General features: G+C 57.5%; 14 protein-coding genes. 7 read left to right on the top strand and 7 right to left on the bottom strand.

Annotated features, from left to right (window positions below; genetic code table 11):
* The first annotated feature begins 449 nt into the window (after nucleotides 1–449).
* Nucleotides 450–701: an outer membrane lipoprotei OprI gene (gene oprI, locus HCI85_RS09255; protein ID WP_090242095.1), complete on the top strand. Its 252-nt coding sequence runs from the start codon at nucleotides 450–452 to the stop codon at nucleotides 699–701.
* A gap of 136 nt (nucleotides 702–837) precedes the next feature.
* Here the strand turns inward: oprI and HCI85_RS09250 are convergent, their stop codons facing one another.
* The 3 genes from HCI85_RS09250 to HCI85_RS09240 all read right to left on the bottom strand — a co-directional run bounded on the left by HCI85_RS09250 (nucleotide 838) and on the right by HCI85_RS09240 (nucleotide 2,812).
* Nucleotides 838–1,791 carry a L,D-transpeptidase family protein gene (locus HCI85_RS09250; RefSeq protein ID WP_167145707.1) on the bottom strand — a complete coding sequence of 318 codons (954 nt, stop codon included), beginning with the start codon at nucleotides 1,789–1,791 and terminating at the stop codon, nucleotides 838–840.
* A gap of 75 nt (nucleotides 1,792–1,866) precedes the next feature.
* On the bottom strand, nucleotides 1,867–2,148 hold the full coding sequence (locus HCI85_RS09245) for a hypothetical protein (RefSeq protein ID WP_167144450.1): 282 nt from the start codon (nucleotides 2,146–2,148) through the stop codon (nucleotides 1,867–1,869).
* A gap of 58 nt (nucleotides 2,149–2,206) precedes the next feature.
* Nucleotides 2,207–2,812 carry an arylesterase gene (locus HCI85_RS09240; protein ID WP_167144448.1) on the bottom strand — a complete coding sequence of 202 codons (606 nt, stop codon included), beginning with the start codon at nucleotides 2,810–2,812 and terminating at the stop codon, nucleotides 2,207–2,209.
* 10 nt (nucleotides 2,813–2,822) lie between these two features.
* Here HCI85_RS09240 and HCI85_RS09235 point away from each other — a divergent pair, with 10 nt between their 5' ends.
* From HCI85_RS09235 to mnmC, 4 genes are all read left to right on the top strand, one after another.
* Nucleotides 2,823–3,506 (top strand): ABC transporter ATP-binding protein, encoded by a 684-nt coding sequence (locus HCI85_RS09235; protein WP_167144446.1) that lies wholly within the window; start codon nucleotides 2,823–2,825, stop codon nucleotides 3,504–3,506.
* Complete coding sequence (locus tag HCI85_RS09230; protein WP_167144444.1) at nucleotides 3,506–6,004, top strand: ABC transporter permease; 2,499 nt, start codon at nucleotides 3,506–3,508, stop codon at nucleotides 6,002–6,004. Before HCI85_RS09235 ends, HCI85_RS09230 begins: the two co-directional genes overlap by 1 nt.
* Nucleotides 6,005–6,219: 215 nt before the next feature.
* Nucleotides 6,220–6,717, top strand: coding sequence for a transcription elongation factor GreB (gene greB / locus HCI85_RS09225; protein WP_160088520.1), 498 nt, complete (start codon nucleotides 6,220–6,222; stop codon nucleotides 6,715–6,717).
* A gap of 11 nt (nucleotides 6,718–6,728) precedes the next feature.
* The gene (gene mnmC / locus HCI85_RS09220; protein ID WP_167144442.1) at nucleotides 6,729–8,708 is read left to right on the top strand and encodes a bifunctional tRNA (5-methylaminomethyl-2-thiouridine)(34)-methyltransferase MnmD/FAD-dependent 5-carboxymethylaminomethyl-2-thiouridine(34) oxidoreductase MnmC; all 1,980 of its coding nucleotides are present in this window, start codon (nucleotides 6,729–6,731) and stop codon (nucleotides 8,706–8,708) included.
* A 33-nt stretch (nucleotides 8,709–8,741) separates the two neighbouring features.
* On the opposite strand, the gene rlmKL is transcribed toward mnmC, so the two are convergent.
* Nucleotides 8,742–11,015, bottom strand: coding sequence for a bifunctional 23S rRNA (guanine(2069)-N(7))-methyltransferase RlmK/23S rRNA (guanine(2445)-N(2))-methyltransferase RlmL (rlmKL, locus tag HCI85_RS09215; RefSeq protein ID WP_167144440.1), 2,274 nt, complete (start codon nucleotides 11,013–11,015; stop codon nucleotides 8,742–8,744).
* A gap of 425 nt (nucleotides 11,016–11,440) precedes the next feature.
* Between rlmKL and rmf the strand changes: the two genes are divergently transcribed.
* Nucleotides 11,441–11,656 carry a ribosome modulation factor gene (rmf, locus tag HCI85_RS09210; RefSeq protein ID WP_090255928.1) on the top strand — a complete coding sequence of 72 codons (216 nt, stop codon included), beginning with the start codon at nucleotides 11,441–11,443 and terminating at the stop codon, nucleotides 11,654–11,656.
* 162 nt (nucleotides 11,657–11,818) lie between these two features.
* On the opposite strand, the gene HCI85_RS09205 is transcribed toward rmf, so the two are convergent.
* Both HCI85_RS09205 and HCI85_RS09200 read right to left on the bottom strand, forming a co-directional pair.
* Complete coding sequence (locus tag HCI85_RS09205; protein ID WP_167144438.1) at nucleotides 11,819–12,847, bottom strand: quinone-dependent dihydroorotate dehydrogenase; 1,029 nt, start codon at nucleotides 12,845–12,847, stop codon at nucleotides 11,819–11,821.
* 80 nt (nucleotides 12,848–12,927) lie between these two features.
* A complete protein-coding gene (locus HCI85_RS09200) occupies nucleotides 12,928–13,149 on the bottom strand; it encodes a DUF2835 domain-containing protein (RefSeq protein WP_090255930.1) in 222 nt (73 codons plus the stop codon).
* A 225-nt stretch (nucleotides 13,150–13,374) separates the two neighbouring features.
* Here HCI85_RS09200 and HCI85_RS09195 point away from each other — a divergent pair, with 225 nt between their 5' ends.
* Nucleotides 13,375–14,253 carry a DUF6685 family protein gene (locus tag HCI85_RS09195; protein ID WP_167144436.1) on the top strand — a complete coding sequence of 293 codons (879 nt, stop codon included), beginning with the start codon at nucleotides 13,375–13,377 and terminating at the stop codon, nucleotides 14,251–14,253.
* A gap of 109 nt (nucleotides 14,254–14,362) precedes the next feature.
* Here HCI85_RS09195 and HCI85_RS09190 read toward each other — a convergent pair whose 3' ends face one another.
* Nucleotides 14,363–26,248 (bottom strand): retention module-containing protein, encoded by an 11,886-nt coding sequence (locus HCI85_RS09190; RefSeq protein WP_167144434.1) that lies wholly within the window; start codon nucleotides 26,246–26,248, stop codon nucleotides 14,363–14,365.
* Nucleotides 26,249–26,373 lie beyond the last annotated feature (125 nt).

Raw genomic sequence — 26,373 nt, 5'->3', positions numbered from 1 at the left:
AGTTGTAGGCAATATTCACGAGCTTATCAGGCAAAAACCTGCGAGGTCACGTGAATCAATAACTTAGATCGCACCTCGCGTCATTTCGGCACACAAGCAATCCGAACGATGTCTATGTCGGCGTCGGCAACGTTTGTAGACACGGCATCCTTCGGATGATTCACCATCAGATAACTTACGGCATCATTTCCAAGCCCACTAGAGTGATCAACGCGACGCTAGCCTGACCTCAGTGCTTCCCGTGTGACTGCAAGAAGCCTCGGAACTGATTGTTTTTTAACCAAAACATGTCAAATAAGTGGGCGGCTATGCATAAAGCAGAAAAAAACTCTGGCGGCTTGCCTTGCCTCCGTTTACTTACTACAAGTTACAGGTAGTATGTACGCCGGCTAATTTCCTACCATTAGGAAATTGCTTTTATGGAAAAACTCCACCTCAAGGGGAACACGATGAACAACGTTCTGAAATTCTCTGCTCTGGCATTGGCCGCAGTTCTGGCTACCGGTTGCAGCAGCATGTCCAAAGAAACTGAAGCTCGTCTGACTGCAACTGAAGATGCAGCCGCTCGCGCTCAAGCCCGTGCCGACGAAGCCTACCGTAAGGCTGATGACGCTATGGCTGCTGCTCAGAAGGCTCAGCAAACTGCTGACGAAGCCAATGAGCGCGCTCTGCGTATGCTGGAAAAAGCCAGCCGCAAGTAATAGCTCACAAGGCTATGACAAGCCGACCCAGTTTCTGGGTCGGCTTTTTTCTTGCCCAGCAAAAATGACTACCGTTTTATAGGCAATAAAAAACCCGTCAGCACAGCGCATGACGGGTTCTGTAAACAGATAAAAGTCAGATAGCCGGCTCACTCGCCGCCATGGCCTGATCAGGTTGAGCAATTTCAACCGGCAAACCATCTTCAGCAGCTACTACTTCGCGCAGCATTTCCCAGTCCAGACGCAGGTCGGCGAACTGATCATTTTTCAGCAGCGCATTGATGACGGCCGTGTGCTTATCAACAACCGAAGCATCGCCCGAATCATCTAGCGGAGCATGGGCTTCCAGGTAGACCTTACCGCCACTGCGACCGAACTTATAAGGCTCGTTGATGATGCGCACCGACGTGCCCACAGACACCATCGACGCCAGCTTCAAGACGTTGTGGTTGAGCATGCGGAAGCAGCCATGGCTGACACGCATACCAATACCAAATTTCTTGTTCGAACCGTGAATCAGGTAACCCGGCACCGACAAACCTAACTTGTATGGGCCAAGCGGATTATTAGGGCCTGGCGGCACGTAAGCTGGCAACGGATCGCCATCGGCAGCATGCTCTTCGCGGATCGACTTGGGTGGAGTCCAGCCTGGGTTAGGCGTTTTGGCCGTGATACGCGCATTGGCAACCGGCGAACTCCAGCCCTCGCGACCAATACCCAGCGGATAGGTGTAAACCACGTTGCGACCTTTCGGGTAGTAGTACAGACGGTACTCGGCGAGGTTGATCACAATACCTTCACGCGGGCCAGGCGGCAGAATGTAACGCGTCGGCAAAATAATCTCGTTGCCAGCGCCCGGCAGCCAGGGGTCAACACCCGGATTGGCAACAACCATTTCCAAATAACCCAAATCATTTGCCACACCCAAGTCGGCAAAGGTGTCCTCATATTTGGCTTGGATTACCTGCACTTCGCCAACGATATCCTCACCAGGCGGGGGCAAAGGAAACTCAAGAGCATTAGCAGACGCAACCGCAAATACAGCGGCAAGCGGCAGGCAACGAGTGACGGCAAAGGCACGCGACAACATCCGGAAATTCCTGACGAAAAAGGTTGGTAAAAGTTGGGGCCGATTGTACACCGATTGATCAGCTGCTTGGATAGCTCAGCTAGCTGGCAATGCTGGACGATCACCGCGTTTCTGCGCATCAAGTGTGGCCCGGCATGCCGGGCACAAGCGCTTGTCACGCAGCATCGTCTTATCCAGATCACGCCATACGGGTTGCGCGGGCAGCAGACCACCGCATAACGTGCGGTCGGCAAACTCACCTAACTCAAGCTGACGCGCCAGCAGGTGCACACGCACTTCTCGGCAGGCGAACAGGTCAAGCTGCTCGTCGGGCTCGATCAGTTGGTAGGCATGCAAGGACCAGGCAGGACGCGGCATTGAGGGCTCCAGTGCGGGGCCGCCACATTAGCCGAAAGGCACGGTACAGAAAAGCCCGTCAGAGCAAAGGTTTAAGGGTCGGCCAGACGTTTTCCAGCAGCTTGGGTTGCGCCTCAGCAGTGGGGTGAATGCCGTCGTTTTGCATCAGCGAAGGCACACCACCTACGCCCTCCAGCACGAAAGGCACCAGGGCAGCGTCATGCGCCTGCGCCACCATAGGGAACACCTCAGCGAACGCCGTGGTGTAGCGCACACCGTAATTGGGCGGTAGCTGCATGCCAAGGATCAGCACCTTGGCACCCTTCTGCTGCGATGCCTGCACCATGGCCGCAAGGTTTTGTTGCAATTGCGCCGGGGGCTGGCCACGCAGTCCATCATTGCCTCCCAACTCGATAATCACCAGCTCCGGCTGATGCTCTGTAAGCAGCGCTGGCAGCCGTGCGGCGCCGCCTGCGCTGGTGTCGCCGCTGATCGACGCATTGACTACTTGGTGGGCAAAACCCTCTTCGGCCAAGCGTTTTTCCAACAAGGCGACCCATCCCTCGCGGGTATCCAGGCCAAAAGCCGCGCTGATACTATCGCCGACGACCAGCACGGTACCCGCGAACGCCGCCGGCCCCCAGAGCAGCAGGCTCAGGGCAGTACCGATCAACCACTTACGCATTGGATTCTCCATGAGCTCAAGTATTCTCACCGCGCGAAACCTTAGCAAAGTGGTCCCTAGCACGGAAGGCGAGCTAACCATACTCCATGATCTGTCGCTGGAGCTGGTTTCCGGTGGCAGCCTGGCGATTGTCGGCAGCTCCGGTTCGGGTAAATCCACCCTGCTCGGCCTGCTCGCCGGTCTCGATCTACCCAGTAGTGGCAGCGTGGTGCTGGCCGGTAACGACCTAGCCAGCCTCGATGAAGATCAGCGTGCGCGCGTTCGCGCAGAGCACGTCGGTTTCGTCTTTCAGTCCTTCCAGTTGCTCGACAGTTTGAATGCCCTGGAAAACGTCATGCTGCCGCTTGAGCTTGAGGGCCATGCCGATGCCCGCCAGCGCGCCCGCACCCTGCTGGAGCGTGTCGGCCTGGGCCAACGCCTCACGCACTACCCACGTCAGCTCTCCGGCGGTGAGCAGCAACGTGTAGCCATCGCCCGCGCCTTTGCCGCCGAGCCCGCGGTACTGTTTGCCGACGAGCCCACCGGTAACCTCGACAGCCACACCGGCGAGCGCATCAGCGACCTGCTGTTCGAACTGAACCAGGAGCGCGGCGCGACCCTGGTACTTGTCACCCATGACGAACGCCTGGCGCACCGCTGCCAACGCCTGATCCGCCTAGAAGGTGGTCACCTGGTCGACCACGTGGAACCTTGATGAAACAGCTGCCATTTACCCGCCTGCTTTCTCTCGCTAGCCGTCAGTTGCTGCGCGATGCCCGCGCAGGCGAGCTGCGTGTGTTGTTTTTCGCCTTGCTGATCGCGGTCGCCGCCAGCACGGCCATCGGTTATTTCAGCGCACGCCTAAACGACGGCATGCTGCTGCGCGCGACTGAATTTCTCGCTGCCGACCTGCGCCTGACTGGCAGCTCGCCCAGCGCACCCGAGCAAATCAGCACGGGTAAACAATTGGGGCTGGAGCATGCCCAGCTGGTGGAATTCTCCAGCGTGGTGGCCAGCGATGCGGGTATTCAGCTGGCCAGCATCAAAGCAGCGGACAGCGCCTACCCACTGCGCGGCGAACTGAAGAGTGCCGCGGCACTGTATGACGTTGAACAAATCGGTACCGGCCCGCAGCCCGGTGAAGCCTGGGCCGAAGCCAGGCTGTTTGTCGCCCTCAACCTGAAACCCGGCGACAGCGTCGAGGTGGGCGCTAAAACCCTGCGCCTGACACGCGTGCTGACCTTCCTCCCGGATGAAGCCGGTGATTTCTACAGCTTGACGCCGCACCTGCTGATGCACCTGGATGACCTCGCCGCCACCGGCGTGGTGCAGCCAGGCAGCCGCGTGCGTTATCAGGAGTTATGGCGCGGCGAGGCGGATGCATTGGCGCAGTATCGCCAGGGCATCACCCTCGCCCCCAACCAGCGCCTGGAAGATGCCAAAGATGGCAATCGCCAGGTCGGCAGCGCCCTGGGCCGCGCCGAGCGTTATCTGAACCTCGCCAGCCTGGCCGCCGTGCTGCTTGCTGGGGTTGCGGTGGCGCTGTCGGCCGCCCGCTTTGCCGCCAGGCGTTTCGATGCCAGCGCACTGCTGCGCTGCCTGGGCCTGTCACGTAACCAGGCACTCGGTCTGTTCAGCCTGCAATTGGCACTGTTGGGGATTACCGCCAGCCTGATCGGCGCACTGCTGGGCTGGCTGGCGCAGCTCGCCCTGTTCAATTTGCTGCAGGACCTGCTGCCAGCACAGATTCCACCTGGCGGCCTGTGGCCCGCACTGGCCGGCATGGCCACCGGCCTAGTCGCCCTCGCCGGCTTCGCCTTGCCGCCACTGGCCGCACTCGGCCGTGTGCCGCCGTTGCGAGTCCTGCGCCGCGATCTGCTGCCGGTGCCGGCCAGCTCCTGGCTGGTATATGGCGCCGCCTTGCTGGCACTCGGCTTGATAATGTGGCGCTTGAGCCTCGATCTGCAGCTCACCTTCACCCTGCTCGGTGGAGGCCTGTTAACCGCACTGCTACTGGGTGGATTGCTGCTGCTCGGCCTGCAGAGCCTACGCCGCATGCTGGCCGGTGCTTCGCTGCCCTGGCGGCTGGGCCTGGGCCAATTGTTGCGTCACCCACTGGCTGCAGCCGGACAGTCGCTGGCTTTCGGCCTGATCATTCTGGCCATGGCGCTGATCGCCTTGCTGCGTGGCGAGCTGCTCGACACCTGGCAAGATCAGCTGCCCGAAAATGCGCCTAACCACTTCGCCCTGAATATCCTGCCGGCAGACAAGGACGCCTTCGCCGCTCGCCTTAATGAACTATCACCGCACCCCGCACCATTGTTCCCCGTGGTGCCCGGTCGACTGGTGATGATCAATGGCGAGCCGGTACGGCAGATCGTCAGCAAGGAATCCCAGGGCGAGCGCGCGATTCGCCGCGACCTTAGCCTGACATGGGCCGAGGATTTGCCAGCGGATAACAATTTGATCGCCGGTAACTGGTGGACGGATGCCAATACCAGCGAATTGCCGGGCGTATCGGTGGAGTCCGAACTGGCCGAAAGCCTGCAGCTGAAGCTGGGCGACCGCCTGAGCTTCAGTGTTGGCGGCCTTAACCGCGACGCGGTGGTCAGCAGCCTGCGTGAAGTCGACTGGAACAACTTCCAGCCCAACTTCTACATGATCTTCCAGCCCGGCACCTTGCAGGATCTGCCGGTTACCTACCTGACCAGCTTCTACCTGCCGCCGCAGTACGAAAAGCAACTGGTCAAACTGTCGCGCGCCTTCCCGGCCGTAACCTTGCTGCAGGTCGAAGCGCTGCTGGCACAACTACGCAGCATCCTCGCGCAAGTGACCCTAGCTATCGAGTTTGTTCTGCTGTTCGTCCTGGCCGCCGGCCTGGCCGTATTGTTCGCCGGGCTGCAAGCCACCCTGGATGAACGCATTCGCCAGGGCGCCCTGCTGCGCGCCCTGGGCGCCGAACGCAAACTGTTGATCAAGGCACGCCGTGCCGAGTTCGGCCTGCTTGGCGCATCCAGCGGCCTGCTAGCGGCCTTTGGTTGTGAGCTGATCAGCTTCCTGCTCTATCGATTTGCCTTCGACCTCACCTGGCAACCGCACCCCTGGTTGCTCTTGCTGCCGTTGATTGGCGCGCTGCTGGTGGGCACGGCTGGCGTTCTCGGTACGCGCAGGGCGCTAAACATCAGCCCGCTGACGGTGCTGCGCGAGGGCTGATAGACTCGCGCACCACCTTTCTCAGCCGTCCGAGAACCTGTTTAGTGTCTTGCGAGCTAGAGTCCTGCAAGGCGCTACGTTAGTAACAGCCTCCGGCTGGTCAAAGCGGCGAGGAAGCGGAGTGTACTTTTGTACATGAGCATTTCGAGACGCCGCGTCCCGGCCTGTTTTTAACGCAGCAGGGCCGACGCGCAGCAGACGTTAAATAGGTTCTTATGAGTCGCTACCGCCCACCCCGCTCCGCCGGCACTGCCCTGATCACCCCCGAGGGCGAGGCCCGCATGCGCGCCGAGTTGCATGAGCTTTGGCATGTGCGCCGTCCTCAGGTTACCCAGTCGGTCAGTGAAGCTGCCGCCCAGGGGGACCGCTCGGAGAATGCCGAATACACCTACGGCAAGAAGATGCTGCGCGAGATCGACAGCCGCGTACGTTTTCTGACCAAGCGCCTGGAAAACCTCAAGGTGGTCAGCGCCCGGCCCAGCGATCCAGACAAGGTCTACTTCGGCGCCTGGGTCACCTTGGAAGATGAGGACGGTGCTGAATCGCGCTACCGCATCATCGGCCCGGATGAGTTGGACCTGAAAAACAACCTGATCAGCATCGACTCACCCCTAGCCCGCGCCCTGATCGGCAAAAGCCTGGACGCCGAAGTGCGAGTGCAAACCCCGACCGGCGAGAAGACCTGGTACATCGTCGCGATCGACTACCTGTGACCGAGCCAAGCATGCCCTCCGCCCCAGAGACCTCATCCCAGCAAGCCCGCCTTGAGTGGGATGAGCAGGGCCAGCCGCTGTCCAGCCAATTCGCCGACGTGTACTTCTCCAACGAGAACGCGCTCGCCGAAACCCGCTACGTGTTTCTCGCCAACAACCAGCTGCCGGAACGCTTCGCCGCGCTGACGGCCAATCAGCAGTTGGTCATTGGCGAAACCGGCTTCGGCACCGGACTGAACTTCCTTTGTGCCTGGCAGCTGTTCGAGCAGCACGCCACGGCAACTGCGCGCCTGCATTTTGTCAGCGTGGAAAAGTACCCGCTGAACTGTGCTGACCTGCAGCGCGCACTGGCGCTGTGGCCAGAGCTGGCGCCTTATGCCGAACAGCTGCTGGCGCAGTACGTGGCGCTGCACCCAGGTTTTCAGCGCCTGGTATTTGCCGGCGGGCGCATTGTTCTGACCTTGCTGATTGGCGATGCACGTGAGCTGTTCGGGCAACTGGATGCCCAGGTCGACGCCTGGTTTCTCGACGGCTTTGCGCCGGCGAAAAACCCGGATATGTGGACGCCGGAGTTGTTCGCCGAACTGGCCCGGCTGTCCCATGCCAGCACCACCCTCGGCACTTTTACCAGTACCGGTTATGTACGCCGCCGCCTGAACGAGGCTGGCTTCAAGATGAAGCGCGTACCGGGGCTGGGAAAAAAATGGGAAGTGCTTAAAGGCACTTTTATCGGCAGTGCTGACTCGGCAGAAAAACCCTGGTTCGCCCGCCCCACACCGGTCACAGGTGAACGCACAGCACTGGTGATCGGCGCGGGGCTGGCCGGCTGCGCCACCGCCGCCAGCCTGGCGCAGCGCGGCTGGCAGGTCACCTTGCTGGAGCGTCACAACGGCATTGCCCAAGAAGCCTCGGGCAATCCGCAAGGCGTGCTGTACCTCAAGCTGTCCGCCCATCACACCGCCCTCTCACGCTTGATTGTCAGCGGCTACGGCCATACCCGCCGGCTACTGGAGCGCCTACATAAAGGTCAGGACTGGGATAACTGCGGCGTGCTGCAACTGGCCTTCGATACCAAGGAAGCGCAACGCCAGGCGCAGCTTGCTACTGCCTTCCCCGCCGACCTACTGACAAACCTGGACAGAAGCGCCGCCGAAGCCAAAGCCGGCATAACCCTGCCCGCTGGCGGCCTTTTCTACCCCGAGGCGGGCTGGGTACATCCGCCGGCGCTGTGCGCACTGCTGAGCCAGCAACCGAACATCCAGCTGCGACTGCATCAGGAGGCGCTGGAGCTGCGCCGTGACGGTGATAGCTGGCAAGCTTGGAATGACAAGCAGCTGCTGGCCAGCGCCAGCGTGGTGGTGTTGGCCAGTGCCGCCGAGATCAAGGGGTTTACCCAAAGCGCAGGCTTACCGCTTAAACGCATTCGCGGGCAGATCACTCGCTTACCAGCCACCGCAGCCAGTCGCGCATTGAACACCGTGGTATGCGCCGAGGGCTACGTCGCGCCGGCGCGCCAGGATGAACACACCCTGGGGGCGAGCTTTGATTTCAACAGTGATGATCTGACGCTGAACAGCGCCGATCACGCAAGCAACCTGCAGTTATTGGACGAGATATCGCCCGAGCTTTGCGGCGCACTAAAAGCTACGGCACTCGATCCCGAACACCTGCAAGGCCGCGCCGCCTTTCGCTGCACCAGCCCGGATTATCTGCCAATTGTCGGCCCTTTGGCCGATACCACCGCCTTTGTCGAGGCCTATGCGGTGCTGAGCAAGGATGCCCGCCAGGTACCGGATACGCCCTGCCCCTGGCTCGAAGGCCTGTATATCAACAGCGGGCACGGCTCACGTGGTCTGATTACCGCACCGCTGTCCGGTGAACTGATCGCCGCCTGGCTGAATAGCGAGCCGCTGCCCGTGCCTGCCGATGTGGCACAGGCCTGCCACCCCAACCGCTTCGCCTTGCGGGCGCTGATCCGCAACAAGGCTTAACCCGGCGCGCCTATCAGCAGGCGCGCGCACGGGTCAACCGCGCAGACTCAAACGCCAGGCGCGGTGGATTTTCGGGTTACGGGCGAAATCTGGATCAAGGGTCGATGCACTGATTTCTTCCACTTGATACCGCGCGGCCAAGCTCTCATCGAGCTCAAACTTGCGGAAGTTATTGGAGAAATACAGCACCCCGTCTTTGGTCAGGCGGGCCATGGCCAGGTCGAGCAGCTGCACATGGTCGCGCTGCACGTCGAAGATGCCTTCCATGCGCTTGGAGTTGGAGAAGGTCGGCGGGTCGATAAATATCAGCTCGTATTCGCCACGGTCTTCGGCCAACCAGGCCATCACGTCGCCCTGCTCCAGCTTGTTCTTGTCCGAATAACCGTTGAGCGACAGGTTGCGGCGCGCCCAGTCCAGATAGGTTTTCGACAGGTCGACACTGGTGGTGGTACGCGCGCCGCCCTTTGCCGCATGCACGGTGGCGGTAGCGGTGTAGCAGAACAGGTTGAGGAAGCGCTTACCGGCGGCCTCTTTCTGAATGCGCAAACGTAACGGGCGGTGATCGAGGAACAGGCCGGTGTCCAGGTAATCGGTCAGATTGACCAGCAACTTCACGCCGCCTTCGCTGACTTCCAGAAACTGCCCCTGCGTGGCTTGGCGCTGGTATTGCTTGGTGCCACTCTGGCGTTCGCGGCGCTTGATCACCACCTTGCTTTTGTCGACACCCAGCGCCTGCGGAATCGCGGCAATAGCGTCAAACATACGCGCCTTGGCTTTCTCCGGATCAATGGACTTGGGCGCGGCATATTCCTGCACGTGCACCCAATCACCATACAAATCCACCGCCATGGAATATTCCGGCATGTCGGCGTCGTACAGGCGGTAGCATTCAACGCCTTCCTTACGCGCCCATTTGCCCAGCTGCTTGAGATTCTTCTGCAGGCGGTTGGCAAACATCTGGCCGCCTTCGCTCAGGCGCGCCTGTTCGACCACCGGAGCAGGTGCAGCCGCCGGTTTGATAGGGTTGCCGTTCTTGTTGTACTGGCGCTCCACCGGTTCAAGCGGCGCCTTATCGGCCTCAGCCTGTTCACGCTCGCGTTCACGCTGCTCAGGCGTACGGCGCTCACCGGTGACGAACTGCTCGGGCTGCACCTTGATCAGCAGCAATTTGCACGGCAACGCGCCGTTCCAGAAGGCGTATTGCTTGTGGCTGCGAATACCCATGCGCTTGCCCAGGTCCGGCGCGCCGGTAAACACCGCTGCTTCCCAGCCCATGCAGGCCTGACGCAGGCGCTCGCCGAGGTTCTGGTAGAGATACAGCAAGCTGGCTTCATCACCCAAGCGCTCGCCGTAGGGTGGATTGCAGATCACCAAGCCTTTCTGGCTCTGATCCGGTCGCGGCTCGAAGGTCGCCACTTCGCCCTGATAGACCTTGATCCAATCGCTCATGCCGGCACGCTCGATGTTATTGCGCGCGGGCTGAATCAGCCGTGGGTCGGCTTCGTAACCGCGAATCCACAGGGGTGGTTTGGCCATGCCCGCTGCTGCGCGCTCTTCGGCCTCGGCATGCACTTTCCTCCACAAGGCGGGCACGTGGCCCAACCACTTGCTGAAGCCCCATTGCTCACGGGTCATATTCGGCGCGATATCGGCGGCGATCATCGCGGCCTCGACCAAGAAGGTGCCAACACCGCACATCGGGTCAGCCAGTGCGCTGCCTTCTGCCGCGATACGCGGCCAACCGGCGCGGATCAATACGGCAGCGGCGAGGTTTTCCTTCAGCGGTGCAGCGCCCTGCTGCAGGCGGTATCCGCGCTGGTGCAGGCTATGGCCAGAGAGATCGAGAGACAGAATCGCCTCACCGCGATCCAGACGCAGATGCACCCGTAGGTCGGGGTTGATCTTGTCCACCGAAGGCCGCGTACCGTCTTTCAGGCGCAGCTTGTCGACGATGGCATCCTTAACCTTCAACGCACCGAAATGGGTGTTGTCGATGCCTGAGCCGTTACCGCTGAATTCCACAGCCAAGCTGCCGGTGGATTCCAGGTGCTCAAACCAATCAACCTCCAGCACGCCTTCGTAAAGACTCTGGGCGTCCTGCACGCTGTAGCGCTTGAGCACCAGCAGCACACGGTTGGCCAAACGCGACCAGAGGCACAGACGGTAAGCGGTTTCCATGTCAGCCATGCCACGAATGGCCGAGGTGTGCTCACGTGCCTCTTCAAGGCCGAGGCTGCTGGCTTCTTCAAGCAGCAAGCCTTCGAGGCCTTTGGGGCAGGTGAGGAAGAGTTCGTAACGATCCGACATGGGAGTTTCCAGTGCCTAAGGCAATCAACGGCGCACCGACAAATCGGCACGGCCAAAATAAGTGACGAAGCGTCTAAGCGCGACCCTTCGTCGGAATAAACAACAGTCTCAATCGCAATTCATTCGCGATAGCACAACACCAGCACACCTGACGCATACGCCCACAGCATAGGCGTTACAGCGAAAAAACAGGGCATCCAACGCAATGCCTTATGGCACGACCCTCAAAAACGTTACGGCCTTATGACGAAACGGTCATTCACAGGCACCCGCGCATTGGTTAGAAATCTACCCAGGCCAGCACTGCAACGGTGCTGGCAAGGAGGCTCGCGACGCCGGCAGCGGACTCCGTAGGCAGAACGTTTCTGCCTGACCTTGCTTCAAGGTCTAAGGGACATAACAGTCAACATTGAGGGCTACACCCTATGAGAAGACTTAAGCGTGATCCGTTAGAAAGAGCTTTTTTGCGCGGCTATCAATACGGCATCAGTGGTAAATCCCGCGAACTCTGTCCATTCACCCTCCCCTCTGTCCGCCAAGCCTGGTTAAACGGCTGGCGCGAAGGCCGCGGTGACAATTGGGACGGCATGACCGGCACCGCCGGCATCCATCGACTCAACGAACTTCACGCTGTCGGCTGATTCAGGAACCTACCGACTCACCATGCGCGCTCCATCCGAGCGGCGGGCGCGAGCCCAGGGGCTCCTTTAGGGAGCCCTTTTTATTGCCTGCCCTCCATGAGCGGCAACCCTTCTGGCCATCGCTACGCGACGTTTAAAATGCCTCTCGGCCATTTTTATTGTTTACGACTTGCTCGGTAGCGCAGCAATCGCATCGACCGCTTCGCGAATCAATGCTGGGCCCTTGTAGATAAAGCCGGAGTAAATCTGCACCAGGCTAGCACCGGCGGCGATCTTCTCAGCCGCATGCTTGCCTTCGGTAATCCCGCCCACGGCGATGATCGGTAAACGACCTTTCAACTCACTGGCCAACACCTTAACAATGTGCGTGCTCTTCTCACGTACCGGCGCGCCAGACAATCCACCTGCCTCGTCAGCACACTCCAGACCATGCACACCTTCACGGCCCAGCGTGGTGTTGGTGGCGATCACCGCATCCATGCCGGCTTCAACCAGCGCATTGGCAACTTCGATGGTTTCTTCATCACTCATGTCCGGGGCGATCTTGATCGCCAGCGGCACACGCTTACCGTACTGTGCAGCCAGATCTTCCTGACGCTTACGCAGGGCTTCGAGCAATTGCTTGAGCGAGTCGCCAAACTGCAGGCTGCGCAAGCCTGGGGTGTTTGGCGAACTGACGTTAACGGTGACGTAGCTGGCGTGCTGATAGACCTTGTCCAGGCACAGCAGGTAGTCATCCACTGCGTTCTCGACCGGCGTATCGAAATTCTTGCCGATATTGATGCCCAGCACGCCCTTGTATTTGGCTGCCTGCACACGGGTCAGCAGGTGATCGACGCCATGGTTGTTGAAGCCCATGCGATTGATGATCGCCTCAGCTTCAGGCAGACGAAACAAACGTGGCTTGGGGTTACCCGGCTGTGGCCGCGGCGTTACTGTACCGATTTCAACAAAGCCGAAGCCCAGCTGAGCAAAACCATCGATGGCGTCGCCATTCTTGTCCAAACCGGCAGCCAAACCGACCGGATTAGCGAACTCCAGCCCCATCACCTTGACCGGCAGCGCGGCTGGGCTCTTGGTCAGTAAACCGTTAAGCCCCAGACGACCGCCGGCACCGATCAAGTCGATGGACAGTTCATGGGAGGCTTCGGGGGAAAGTTTGAACAGCAGCTCGCGGGCCAGGGTATACATGGGCAGGCTTAGCTCGATAAAGTTACAAAGGTCGCGATTATAGCCGGCTGCGCCCCTGATAGGCGAGGCACACGGTGCTGTCAGCCCAAGCGGCGTAGGCTGAGTAACTCACCGGCCGCGCTGAACTCGAGCTCGAAGGAACCATAGACCCCGTCATGGGTCAGAAATGGCCGAAAATGGTGAGCCGGCACACTGACACTCCGTCCATCGCGACTTTGCACTAATATCCGGTTGGCACGCCCTTGATAGACCACACGTAAGCGCTCGGCCGATAACGCAATATCAAACACCAGACTGGGCATGGAGGCACCTTTGCAACTGACTGCAGCAATCTTGCCATACGCCGCGTGCCGGCCCGGTAAAAAATGGCTGGCATCCCTTCTTGGTTCCACCTGTGGTGTCCTGTCGGACCTTCATCCATTCCATGTAAACCTTAAAATACCTGCCCAAACCGCCGATAAAGCCTGTGCAGCGCCTTGCAGCGTCTGCCAAACTGCTTGCAGAGATTATGGAGTTTGTACCTGGCCATGAGTTTGTCTGAGCAGCCTTCTACCCTCAGCTCACGCCTTGGTGCTTTGGCGCAACGGCTAGGCCTTATTGGTCGCGGGCAACGCCAGATACTTGAACGTGCCAGCCACCTACGCCTCCCCTTCAGCCCCCTGCCTGCACCACGCCAAAACATCTGCTGGCAAAACGCCCCACAGCTGCATCGCCTGGTCGATCTACCCCGCAGTGCGTTGTCCGGGCCGGTTCAGGAAGACAAGGCACAAGCTCACGCCATGCTCGTGCGTGTAGTAGAAGTCAATGAGCAGCCATTAAGCTCTTTCGATCTACGCCTGGTTGATGGCCTCTCCACCTGCAGCCCACAACAAGCTGAGCAGCAGAGCTTCGAAACCTTTGCAGCCAGCGAGAGCTGTCGCCAAATTCGCATCATCAGCTACAAGGATTTCGTCAAAACCATCAGCCTCGCACTACCGCGTTTTTTAGCCGGTGAGTGCATCAGCCTGAGCCAGGCAAGCTGGCGCGGTGAGCGAGTGTTCTGGACTGGCGATCACCACAATGAGGCCTTCGCCTGTGCGATTGCCTATGCGCGGCGTCGCGAGCTTGAGGTCAACTTGCCTGCGGTGATCAGTCATTACCACCTCAGCGAACAAGGTCTGAACAGCCTGCAGCAGCGCTATCATGTACTGGCCATGCCCAATGCGGCCTGGAGTGACCCCGCCTTTATGGCCCTGCTGCTGGATAAAGGCCTGCCTTATGCGCGCCTGTCACAACTTGGCGGTCCTGGGTCACCGGAGTTCCTTCTTCTTCCCAAACATTCAGCCGAAGCCACTGCCCTAGGGGAAGGCCTGCGCCTGGCCGGGGCACCCGACGTGGTAGGATATTTACAAAAACTGCACAGCTAGTCCGAGCGCTCCTCAAACACCCCTTAAAAAAATGGGATAAAAACCGCCACCGGTCAGGGTGGCGGATGTCTTCATGAAGGGTGTCAAATCTGTTCCAACATCCGGGTTATCACGCTACTTTCAAAGCATTGTCATCGAGCATTCCACTGATAATGGTCGCGGTATCTGCACTGCCGTAATACGCACTGCTGGAGAGATCAACGCCCTCAAGCACGATCGTCTGATCGACAGCCCCTCCATCACCAGCTTTATCCACACTGATTGTTGTGCTGCCACTGGCAAAACCAAAGCTCAAGTAGCTATTCAATGCACTGGCTCCGGGCTGATCTGGGAGTCCCGAAAGCAGGTCTGAAAGATCCAACATGTCAGAACTGATACCGTTAATGTCGACCGAGAAACCAAACACCCGGTCTACACCACCCTCCTCTCCAGCGCGCCATACATAAGCATCCTTGCCGGCGCCACCGGTCAGGGTGTCGTTGCCCAGACCTCCAATCAGAATGTCATCGCCGGCATCGCCCAGCAGATTGTCATTACCTGCCCCTCCGAGTAGCGCATCACTGCCTGCGCCGCCATAGAGCTGATCATCGCCAGCACCGCCTTCAAGAATATCGTTGTTGTCATTACCGTTGAGGATATCGTCTCCGGCTCCTCCCACCAGGTGATCATTGCCCGAACCACCACTGAGGGTATCGTTTCCAGCGCCGCCATAGACGATGTCGTTGCCGTTCAGCCCATTCAGGGTGTCATTGGCATCCTCACCCCCAATGAAATCACTGCTGTTCGAAGCTGTTGCAGTGTAATTATGATCCGTCAGGTTAATGGTCAGTATCGCACTGGACGTGCTGCCATCAGCATCAACAATGCTGTAGGAAAAACTGTCCGATGCACCTGTGTGGTAGTCCTGCTGATGCTGTGTGTAGGTGTACTGGCCATTAGAGGCTATTTGCAGCGTGCCGTAGTCCCCAGCAATGCTTACCCCACCGACCACAACAGCAACACCGTCAACGGCAGTGACCTTGAGACCTGCATCGGCACCGGGTTGGTCATTGGCGAGTAGATTGCCACTCAGCATGGCTGCGACCCACATCAGTGCCGGCGCAGTAACGTTCACTGTTTGAGTACTAGGCTGGGTGTAACTGTAACTACTGTAAGAGAATCTACTGATATCAAGATCTGCACGGTTACTGGTGGAGTTATCGAACACTGTAAACCTTACGTAATAGGCTCCAGACTCGGTTATCCCGCCGATGGTTTTGTTAGCCACACTACCAGTCTGACCCAGCAGCTCAGCAACAGGAGAAGAAGAACCGACTTTGAATACCTGAGCCTGCCAACGGTCGGCACTGTTGAAATCACCAACGGTGGCGTCAAAACGTATCTCAACTGGATGAGCCGTATCTGCAACGACAGTAAACCCTGACGAATCACTGGATTTCTGACCACCATTGGGTGCATTGGAAATATCACCACGTGTCAGGGACTGAGACACTGGAATAGCGCTCCAGCTACCGTCTACCTCAAACACTGCCGAGTAGAGATCATTGCCAGTACCCATGACCCAATGACCTTCGTTCAGACTGCGAACATCATTGACTGCGAAGGGAACACTGTCCGTTACATTGATAATCAGATCAGCACTGGAAGCATCACCATCGCTATCAGCAATCGTGTAGGTGATAACTTCCTGCACGCCTGAGGCGACATTACCGGGTGAGCTGTAATGATAAGAGCCTGTTTTATCGATGCTCAGCGTACCACCCAGTGGGGTTTCGATAATCAGATCGCTGCCATTTGCCGGGACATTGAAAGTCACCATCGTGATAGCAGAACCGACCACCAAGGTAGCGCCATGCCCCTGATACTGGGTCAACAACGTCAGGTTGGCATTATCTACAGCAAAATTGATCTGGGTAAGCGTCACAGGCAAGTCATTGCCTGGCAGGTCTTTCCCAGCCACGCTATCCACATCCAGAATCACGTTGCCATCAATCGTTCCGGGCACTGTCTCACCGAGCGCGGCAGAGAGTTCAGCCGGATTCTGCACCAGTACAGCTTCCTCAAGAGCATTTGCGACTTCTTTGAGCTCATTCTCTGCATCGGAGCCATCGGGGATTTGAATCCCGACGGCAATCACATCAATGCCATTACCATCGACAAAGCTCTGCCAGTCATCCGGCGCATCTGCACTGCTCGGGTTTGGCTCACCGTCAGACAGGAAGTAGACCTTGTGCTGGTAGTCCGCCAGATACTCAGAGCCACCAGGGGTCATTTCATCCTCAATCTCACTGCGCGCCATATTCAAGGCAGCAGCGTAGTTAGTGCTGCCGCTGGCCCCCAGAGAACCATCGAGAATGGCCTGCTTGGCCGCAAGCAGATCACTGCCTTCATATCGCAATGAGGCATTTTCGCTGAAGGCAATAAAGTTGATATTGAGCAGACCCAGATCACCCAGCGCAGCATAGCTGTCAATCAAATTCACCAGCGCCTGTTTCGCCACCTGCAGCCGAGTTGTATTTTCCAGAGTACCGTCACCATCCAGATCGGCCTTAATGACGTCATCATCCATACTGCCTGAGCGGTCCAGAATCAGGGTGAGGCTGAATGGACGCAAACCACTTTCCTCAACACTGACGGTATTGTTCCGTGCCACCGGTGCACCATCCTCGATGCACACAGTCAGCTTGGCTTCAGAACTGCTGCCATCGCTATCTTTGATGCTGTAGGTGAAGACCTCTTGGCTATCCCCTGAGACATTGGCGGGTGCACTGTAGGTATAAGTCCCGTCCCCCGCGACTTTTAGCAAGCCACCTTTAGGGGTGTCAATTAGCCCAGTCGTGCCCCCCTCAACCTTGTAGGTGACCAGAAACTGTCCTGCGCCCAGATTGGCCACGCTATCGGCATCATTACCGCTGCCATCCTGATAAGCCGACGCGTCAGCAACAATGAAGCTGATATGTGTCACCGTAACCGGGCCGTCAGCTCCTGCTAGATCAGCGCCTGCCACAGCGTCCACATCGGTGATCAGGTTACCCGTAACCGGATCAGGCACAGTGGCATCGAGAGCGGCAGATAACTCATCTGGATTCTGCACCAGCATGGCCTCTTCAGTGCCGTTGGCGACCTCTTTGAGCTCTCCTTCCGCATCGGAACCGTCAGGGATCTGAATACCCACAGCAATGACGTCAATGCCATTACTGTCAACAAAGGGTTTCCAACTGGCCGGGGCATCGTTGCTGCTTGGGTACGGCTCACCGTCAGAGAGGAAGTAGACCTTGTGCTGATAACCGGGGAGGTATTCGCCACCGGGGCTCAGTTCATCTTCAAGATCACTTTTCGCCAGGTTCAGTGCAGCTTCGTAATTAGTCGTGCCATTGGGGCTCAGGCCGGGATCGAGGATCGCCGCTTTAGCAGCCGCCGCACTGGTTCCTTCATAAAGCATGCTGGCGTTGCTACTGAAACCAATGAGATTGAAGTTAACTGGTACACCCAGCGACACATAGCTATCAATCAAATTGACCAATGCCTGCTTCGCGACTTGCAACCTGGAAACCGTATCAAGGTCACCATCACCGTCAATATCGGCCTCTACCAAGGAAGACATGCTGCTGGATCGATCGATAATTAGGGTGACACTGAAAGGTGGCAACCCCGTTTCGGGAACACAGATCGAATTATCCTTGGCGATCGGTACGTCATCGACAATGTCGATAGTTAGCTTGGCCGGCGCAGATGTTTCTGATGCGTCACGGGTGGTCAACGTAAACTCATCTTGCTCAGAGCCAGGTACATTCTCGGTACGCTCCGTCAACTCATAACGGTATTGCGCAACACCTGTCGCCGGGTCATAGGCCGTTATAGTCAGAGTGCCGTGATTCCCAATAATTGGGTTGTTACTGCCCAGAGCGCCGATCAGGATTTCCTGTCCATTTATGGTTACCGCCAGGATGTCACTCAGACCATCGGGGTCAGAGACCTTGAATGTACCCACAGCAAACTCACTGCTACTTAATGCTTCAGTTCCGCTGCCATCAAGCCCCGCTTCGAAGACTTGGTTACTCACCGGATCAACGCTAATTTCTGGAGCACTGTTACTGCCCACTATAGTGATGGTCAGCTTGGCGGTAGAAATATCCCCGTCCGCATCACGCATGCTGTACTGCAGACTCTGGGCGATGGTCTGACCATCAAGCAGGTTGATGACATCCGGATCACTGTTGTCCAGAACAAAGCTATAGCCACCACCGGTATGGCTAAGGACCAGAGTTCCGTAGCGGGCCAATTCGGCTATCGCTGCGCCATTGGCAGCATTATCCCAGGCCACAAAGACCTTACCGCCATCATTACCAGCAGCATCATTATCGAGAACGACCCCAGAGATTTGAATGGCTGTCACACTGCCTTCCATCAGCGCTGTTGGATTGTCATCAACGGCCAATGGCCCATCATCCCTGAAGCTGACGACCTTGCCGATATCGAGGTCAGCGCTGCGGGTATCTCCATCACCGTCAGTAACAGTGGCTTTCAGACTGACATACCCTGCGCCAAGGAATTTGGCTTCATTCGCATCAGCGGTGGGGTGCACTACCGCGCGCAGTTGATTCAAGGTGACAGTGCCGCCAGCATCCACCGAAAGGGTAAACACCAGTTCACCATTTGTGCCCGCACGCCCTTCTATTACGCCAGCAGGATTGATACCGAGCACGACAGGCTTGTTAGTGAGCGTGTCCACCAGACCGGTGGTAGTGTTTTGTACGGTCAGCTCATAATCGACTTTCTTGAGCCCATCGGCGCCAGCCTGAACATTGAATACACCGCTGAAGTTAGCCTTGGCATCAACATCGAAATTCGATTCGTCAACCTGCAACGATGAACCCCAGGTAACACTGGTGCTGACATCGTTGTAGTCGTAATCAGACGTTTCGGTCTTGTCTTCCCAGTTCTGATTCCCTGCGTTGCTGGTGTCTTGCAGGTGTGAACCGCCAGGATTGAGCCCAGCTGCGCTGAACAGCACATTGGCACCATCTGCGCCGGTCAGCGGGTTCCCACCCAGCATCGCGGTCCATTTGCCTTCAATCAGTTTGAAGGTCAGGTCAGTATTATTAGCCAAGCCTGGGTTGACCCCACCATTCGGTATGATGAAGAAGCCAACACTGTTGGGGTCCAAACCATTCAGGCTGGCGGTATCGCCTGCCTCTTGATCGTGCACATTAGCCCAGATCACTTTGCCGGTGACGGGGGAACCATCAGGGCCTTTTATGTAATACCCGTAGCTATTGGCGTAACCCGCATCCGTGCCATAGAAAGTGACATAAGAGCCTGTATCAATGTTGCCGGCCTGGATGGTGGGCGTGTCATCATTGATTGTGACGACCAAAGAACCATCAACGTGGTCATCGTCACCGTCAGTTACCCTGTAGCTAATATTGAGGGTTATGTTGTCTTCGGTATCCGCAACAGGGTGCATCAACGGTTTCAACAGATTGACGGTATAAGCCCCCGTAGCCGGATTGGTCAGCGTTACGTTAACCAGAACCCCGCGAAGACTGCTGATACTCAGCGTATTTGTTGCTGCATGCCAGGTTGAGGTAACAGCCTCACTGCCCAGACTAAGTGGCCCGCTGAGCACAATGCTCTTGAGTCCATCAGCCCCTGCACTGTAACCCAGAGAACCGCTGATACTGGTCAAGGCTTCCGCGACATCCGCGTCACCGCCATTGATGCCACCCGGCAATCCTTCATCGTCTAGGGGTTTGACTGCCGTGACATGACTGGCCGTTGGAGTGTCATCATCAACGTCTATCTGCAGTATACCGTTAGCGTAATCACCGTCCTTGTCGGTAACGCGGTAGTTCAAGGTAAAGCCGATATTGTTCTCGTTGTTACCAGCCTCATGGCGAATGGCTGCTAACTGGATAACCCGGTATTCGCCCGTGGTGATATCCAACTCGATACGCAGTACATCGGTGCTGCCCTGCTTGATCAAGAGGTCGTCACCATCCTTCACATAGCTGAACCCAGCTGGGGCTGTTCCACTTTCAAGCAGCTGCACACTGCCCGCGCGATCTGCTCCAAAATCATGCCCGAGAGTGCCCTGCAAGGGCGAAACGCCATCGTCGCCAGTACCGCCAGGCAACCCAGCCGGGAGATCATCGTCATCCAATTGCACAAGGCTGTTTGGCGTAGAGCGCGGACCATCATCACGGAAACTGATCACTGCCCCCAGGTCGATGCTGGCATTGGCAGAGTCTCCGTCCTTATCTAAAACTGTGGCGGTGAGTGAGATATGACCTAAGCCAAGGAACCTGGCCTCATCAGGATCTACTGTGTTGTGAAAAATTGCGCGCTGTTGGTCGAGGGTGACTTTACCCGCGGTATCAACGCTGAGTTTGAATACCAGCTCACCGCTACCCGCCGTGCGCCCTTCAAGTACACCAAACTCATTGACACTCAACATCACGGCTTGATTGGTAAGGGTATCGACCAGTCCACTGTCACTGTCGTTGACATCGAATTGGTAGCTCAGGCGTTGCAGCCCATCCGCTCCGGGCTGCACATTGAAGACGCCGCTAAAATTGGCACTGACATCAATATCCAGGCGTGTTTCATCAACCTGCAGCTGCAAGCCACTGCCCCAAGTGACATTTGTGCTGACGTCGTTGTAGTCATAATCAGAGCCAGTGGTCACATCCTCCCAGTTCTGATTGCCAACGCCGCTGTTGTCCTGCAGGTGTGAGCCACCTGGATTGAGGATGGCATCACTGAACAAGACATTGGCCCCCAAATCACCGGTCAACGCCGTTGAGCCAAGGAACGCTGTCCATTTACCCGCCACCTGCTGGAACGTCAGTTCAGCACCATTGATCAAGCCGCTATTGGCACCGCCATTGGGGATGATGAAGAAGCCGACTTGGGCCGGGTTGAGTCCAGCCAGGCTAGAGGTATCGCCATCGACCTGATCCTGCACGTTGGCCCAGATTACTTTCCCACTCTGTGGCGTGCCATCGGCACCCTTGATGTAGTAGCCATAACTATTGGCATAGCTGGCGTCGGTGCCGTGATACGTCACAAACGAATCTATTGAAAGGTTGCCTGCCTGAATGGTCGGCGAGTCATCGTCGATACTAACTACCAGTGAACCGGTCGCTGTGTCGTTATCACCGTCCATCACTTTGTAGCCAATATTCAGGGTGATATTGTCCTCAGTGCCACTTGCAGAGTGCATCAACGGTTTCAGCAGGTTGATGGTGTAGGCACCGGTAGCGGGATTGGTCAATACAACGGTCACCAGCGGGCCACGTGAGCTGCTAATGGTTAGCGTATGACTCACGGCATCCCAGCTGGAAGAAACCGTTTCAGTGCCCAGCATTGCCGGCCCACTGAGAGCAAGTGACTTCAAGCCATCAGCCCCTGCTGCAAAAAACAGATTACCACTGGTGCTCGTAGCGGCTCCTAGGGCGTCTTCCGGGCCACCATTGATCCCACCAAGCAGGCCTTCGTCATCCAGCACAAGCGCAGCCGTGGTTTGACCGGCGCTTGGGGCGTCATCCTCGAAGCGAATCACATGGCCGATATCGACTTTGTCCACCGCGACATCACCATCACCATCAGTAATGGTCAATACGGCCTTGATCTTGCCGCTGAGTGTCCGGGCCTCATCAGCACTGCCGCTATCAAGGTGCTGAATGGAAATGTACTGCGCCACACTCAACTTGCCGTCACTGCCAATTGCAACGGCAAAGGCAGCTTTTCCGTTCTCGCTGCCACCATCCACTCGGCCGACGACAAGTGAGCCTTCAACACTCAAGCGAATGGTAAAACCGTCAGTCGTCTTCAGACCGGAATCTTGCCCATTATTCCCCTGCAGAGCCAGGCTAAGCACGGACGTCGCACCTTCCTCGTCCTGGCCGACAGAACTCCCTGCCGTACTCACCACTGAAGTGGCGCTTTGCGCATAACCTGTTGTACCGAGATCAGTGCCCGGATGCATTACACCACTGAACAAGGCAGACAGATCCGCCACGTCGTTATCATCTGCATCCCCCACAATTGAGGGAGTCAGCACTGCATTCTGCAGGCCTGCTGACTCGTCATGGGTCACAGACGCATTCCGTACCAGGCTGATGCAAGCGGTGGGGCCGTCATCCTCAAAACGGATCACGCTGCCAATATCAACTGTATCGACCGCTACATCATCGTCGCCATCGGTCACTGTAACCACGGCGAGAATCTTGCCAGCTAGTGTTTCGGCATCGTCGTAGTTGCTACCACCGAGCGAATGCCGCAGCGACACATACTGAGCCAGGCTCAATGAACCGTCTGCGCCAATGGCTATCGCAAACGCAGCCTTGCCAGTATCGCCGCCACCAACAATACGCCCAACGATCAAGGCACCCTCTAGATGCAGCGTAATGGTGTGGCCGTCAGTGGTTTTCAGGCCAGAGTCTGTTCCATTGCCATTTTTGACCAGCAAGCTGAGCTGGGTGGTAGCCCCCTCTTCGTCCTCGCCATAGCTGCTGCCATGGGTCGTCACTACAGGCGTCGTGCTTTTGGCATAACCGGTGGGGGTGATATCAGTGCCTTTATTGGCCACACCGTTAAACGCTGACAGGAACGCCACATCATCATCGCCGATATCACCGGGCGTCCAGGTCGTCCAGAAGTTCTGCAATCCGGTCGTTTCATCGTGGGTGACGTCGACCCACGGGCCTTTGAGATTAATGTTCGCGCTGGGGCCATCATCCTCGAAACGAATAGCGCTACCGATCTGAACCTTGTCGATCGCAACATCGCCATCACCATCGGTCACCGTCAGTACTGCCTGCACTTTGCCTGCGAGACTTACCGCTTCGTCATAGCTACTGCCACCGGTAGGATGCTGCAGCGAGACATATTGCGCCACGCTGATCGTTCCATCCGCGCTGATGGCAACAGCAAAGGCTGCCTTGCCATTATCTGGCCCACCCACAATACGACCGACAACCAGGTCGTTTTCCATGTACAGCTTGATGGTGAAACCCGCAGTGGTTGTACGCCCAGAATCAACCCCATTACCCCCAACAATCGCCAGGCTGAGTTTTGAAGTAGCACCTTCCTGATCCTGGCCATAGCTGCTGCCAGCGGTACTTACCAAAGGACCATTGCTTTGCGCATAACCTTTAGGGGAAAGATCACCACCTCTGTTGACTACACTATTGAATAGGCCGGATACGCCATTACTGTCATGGTCATTGGCATCTTCAGGAGCAGTAGGTGTTGCGCTGGCATTCTGCAGCCCATGCGATTCGTCATGCACAACGACCGCGCCCTGAATCAGCTTGACGCTGGCAAGCGGGCCATCGTCCTCAAAACCGATCACATGGCCAATACTGACCTTATCCACTGCCACGTCACCATCGCCGTCGGTGACAGTCACGACGGCTTTGATCTTGCCAAGCAGATTCACGGCTTCGTCATGACTGCTGCCGCCAGCCGGGTGCTTCAGTGACATGTACTGGACCACACTGATCGAACCATCGCCACCAATGGCCACAGCGAAGGCTGCTGGACCAACAGCATCGCCACTGGCAACACGCCCCACGATCAAAGCGCCCTCAAGGTAGAGATTGATCGGTTTGCCATCGGTGGTTCTTAGGCCCGAGTCACTGCCTTGGGCACCGCTCAGTTCCAGACTGAGCACAGTACTGCCCTTGCCATCCGCGCCATAACTGCTGCCGAAAGTACCGACAATTGGCGTCAGACTCCGGGCAAAACCAGCAGGATCAATGTCGAAGCCTTTATTGCTCACACCATCGAAAACAGAAGCTGAGCTGACATCATTGTCCCAGTCTCCCGGCTTCCACCAGGAAGTGAAGAAGTTCTGCTGCCCCGCACTCTCATCATGTACGACCTGTGCCCATGGACCTTTCAAATGGATGCATGCCTGCGGGCCATCGTCTTCAAAACTGAACGCCCCGGCAGCACCAATGTCGATCGATGCGCTATCGCTGTCGCCATCGCCGTCGGTTACGGTCTGGGTCAGCAGCAGTGCACCTTCAGCCAGCGCCAGTACTTCGCTGTCATCGGCATCGCTGGTGTCGTCGTGCCAGAGGTTGTCCAGCAGCTCCAGGGTCACTTCACCACTGACCGGGTCGATGCTCAGGGTGAAATACGCCACGCCACCGGCACTGCCGGTAATCACGTTGCCCAGCTGGTTCAGGACGATCTGCTCGCCTTTGCTCAAAGGGGCACTGGCGTCCACGGCAAACAGGCCGCTTGGTACATCCGCGCCGCTCAGCTGCAGGCTGTACACGGTGCCGTCATCGCCGGCTGCCGCACCGTCGGCGCCGAATTCGCTGTCAAACTGCGATTGCACCACTGCTGCGCTTAGCACCGCTGAGGCAATCCCGTCGGTGTAAGCGCCGCCCAGGCTGGCCAGGCTCTCGTCTACCCGCACGCTGCCCAGTTCGCGAGGTTGTTCACTGAGTTGTGCCACGGGGCCATCGTCTTCGAAGCTGAAGACACCCGCCGCGCCCAGGTCAATCGAGGCGCTGTCGCTGTCGCCATCGCCGTCGGTTACGGTCTGGGTCAGCAGCAGTGCACCTTCGGCCAGGCTCAGTACTTCGCTGTCATCGGCATCGGCGGTGTCGTCGTGCCAGAGGTTGTCCAGCAGTTCTAGGGTCACTTCACCACTGACCGGGTCGATGGTCAGGGTGAAATACGCCACGCCACCGGCGCTGCCGGTAATCACGTTGCCCAGCTGGTTCAGGACGATCTGTTCGCCTTTGCCCAATGGGGCACTGGCGTCCACCGCAAACAGACCGCTCGGTACATCGTCGCCGCTCAGTTCCAGGCTGTATACCGTGCCGTCATCACCTGCCGCGGCGCCATCAGCACCGAACACACTGTCAAACTGCGACTGCACCACCGCTGCGCTCAGCACCGCTGAGGCAATTCCGTCAGCATAGGCGCCGCCCAGGCTGGCCAGGCTCTCGTCTAAAACCACGGAACTCAACTCACCTGATTGCTCACTTAGCTGTGCTTGTGGGCCATCGTCATTCACCAGAACGTCAATCAGTACCGTAGGGGATACGTCACCGTCGAGATCAAACATCCGCACAGGGAAGCTTTCGCCAACCTGATCGGCAGCCCCCGTTGCATTCGGATTTATGTGATTAAGCGTGTTGCTGGTAAGGCTATAAGTCCAGTTACCGGCCGCATCCACGGTGAGAGTGCCGTACTGACCTTGAACGACTCCACCGCCGGTTACATTTACCCAGCTACCGTTGACATCAAGGATTTCCAGCGCAGACAGACCGTCCGGTGAATTGATGATGATGGTGCCACTGGCTTGTTCTGAGTTGCTGGAGGGGTTACTCCCATTCGCCAATCCCTCTTCATCCACAACCGCAGGGCCGGCAATCAAGGTGCCGCTGCCGTCCTCGTATTCAATATCAATATCTGGAGTGAAATCCGGGGCATCTGGCGCCTCATCAGCAACCACCGGCTCAGGATCTGGAAACTCCGGCCCAGTGCTCAGCCCTTCGGTTGGGAAGCCAATGATCGGATCAAGCGCACCGCCGGTTTCACCCAGCAGTACAAACGAATGACCGCCGCCCACACCACCGGCACCGCCGGCACCACCCGCACCTGGGCCCGCAGCGGTTGCTTCACCTTCAAGAGTCGGGTCGACGCCGGCCTCAATTGCGGCCTGCAATTGCTCAACGTCGGTTAAGTCGCCATCGCTCGGCGCTGCTGGAGGCGTTTCAGCGGTGGGGACTTGTGAATTGGAATTATCGGCGAGCATTTGCTCGTTGAGATTCAGGCTGCTGTCGCGGCCCAGAGTCAGTTGCTGCCCATTGCTCATGGCAACCGCAATAGATCCAGCGGCCCCAGTAACGATTTGTTCCCCCGCAAAAACTCGATCGCCTTCACTGAGCGGCCGACGCGTTCCGTCGCCAGCTACTGCATAGACTTCGCCGATAACTTGGCTGACGACACCAATCAAAGTAGCCATGATTCCATCCTCACTACAACTGCCGACCACCGCCGACACGTATGCCAAAAAAGGTCGAAATACCTTTCAAGGAGAGAACAAAACCACTGGCTGTTGAAACGACGTAACACTCAAAAACAATAACG

This window comes from Pseudomonas sp. OTU750018 (genome assembly GCF_011636575.1).
GTDB lineage: Bacteria > Pseudomonadota > Gammaproteobacteria > Pseudomonadales > Pseudomonadaceae > Aquipseudomonas > Aquipseudomonas peli.
This window is presented reverse-complemented; position numbering and strand designations above follow the sequence as displayed.

What these genes read in the sequence shown, in the direction of transcription:
- oprI (WP_090242095.1), top strand. Translation starts at nt 450, where the DNA reads ATGAACAACGTTCTGAAATTCTCTGCTCTGGCATTGGCCGCAGTTCTG.
- HCI85_RS09250 (WP_167145707.1), bottom strand. Translation starts at nt 1,791, where the DNA reads ATGTTGTCGCGTGCCTTTGCCGTCACTCGTTGCCTGCCGCTTGCCGCT.
- HCI85_RS09245 (WP_167144450.1), bottom strand. Translation starts at nt 2,148, where the DNA reads ATGCCGCGTCCTGCCTGGTCCTTGCATGCCTACCAACTGATCGAGCCC.
- HCI85_RS09240 (WP_167144448.1), bottom strand. Translation starts at nt 2,812, where the DNA reads ATGCGTAAGTGGTTGATCGGTACTGCCCTGAGCCTGCTGCTCTGGGGG.
- HCI85_RS09235 (WP_167144446.1), top strand. Translation starts at nt 2,823, where the DNA reads ATGAGCTCAAGTATTCTCACCGCGCGAAACCTTAGCAAAGTGGTCCCT.
- HCI85_RS09230 (WP_167144444.1), top strand. Translation starts at nt 3,506, where the DNA reads ATGAAACAGCTGCCATTTACCCGCCTGCTTTCTCTCGCTAGCCGTCAG.
- greB (WP_160088520.1), top strand. Translation starts at nt 6,220, where the DNA reads ATGAGTCGCTACCGCCCACCCCGCTCCGCCGGCACTGCCCTGATCACC.
- mnmC (WP_167144442.1), top strand. Translation starts at nt 6,729, where the DNA reads ATGCCCTCCGCCCCAGAGACCTCATCCCAGCAAGCCCGCCTTGAGTGG.
- rlmKL (WP_167144440.1), bottom strand. Translation starts at nt 11,015, where the DNA reads ATGTCGGATCGTTACGAACTCTTCCTCACCTGCCCCAAAGGCCTCGAA.
- rmf (WP_090255928.1), top strand. Translation starts at nt 11,441, where the DNA reads ATGAGAAGACTTAAGCGTGATCCGTTAGAAAGAGCTTTTTTGCGCGGC.
- HCI85_RS09205 (WP_167144438.1), bottom strand. Translation starts at nt 12,847, where the DNA reads ATGTATACCCTGGCCCGCGAGCTGCTGTTCAAACTTTCCCCCGAAGCC.
- HCI85_RS09200 (WP_090255930.1), bottom strand. Translation starts at nt 13,149, where the DNA reads ATGCCCAGTCTGGTGTTTGATATTGCGTTATCGGCCGAGCGCTTACGT.
- HCI85_RS09195 (WP_167144436.1), top strand. Translation starts at nt 13,375, where the DNA reads ATGAGTTTGTCTGAGCAGCCTTCTACCCTCAGCTCACGCCTTGGTGCT.
- HCI85_RS09190 (WP_167144434.1), bottom strand. Translation starts at nt 26,248, where the DNA reads ATGGCTACTTTGATTGGTGTCGTCAGCCAAGTTATCGGCGAAGTCTAT.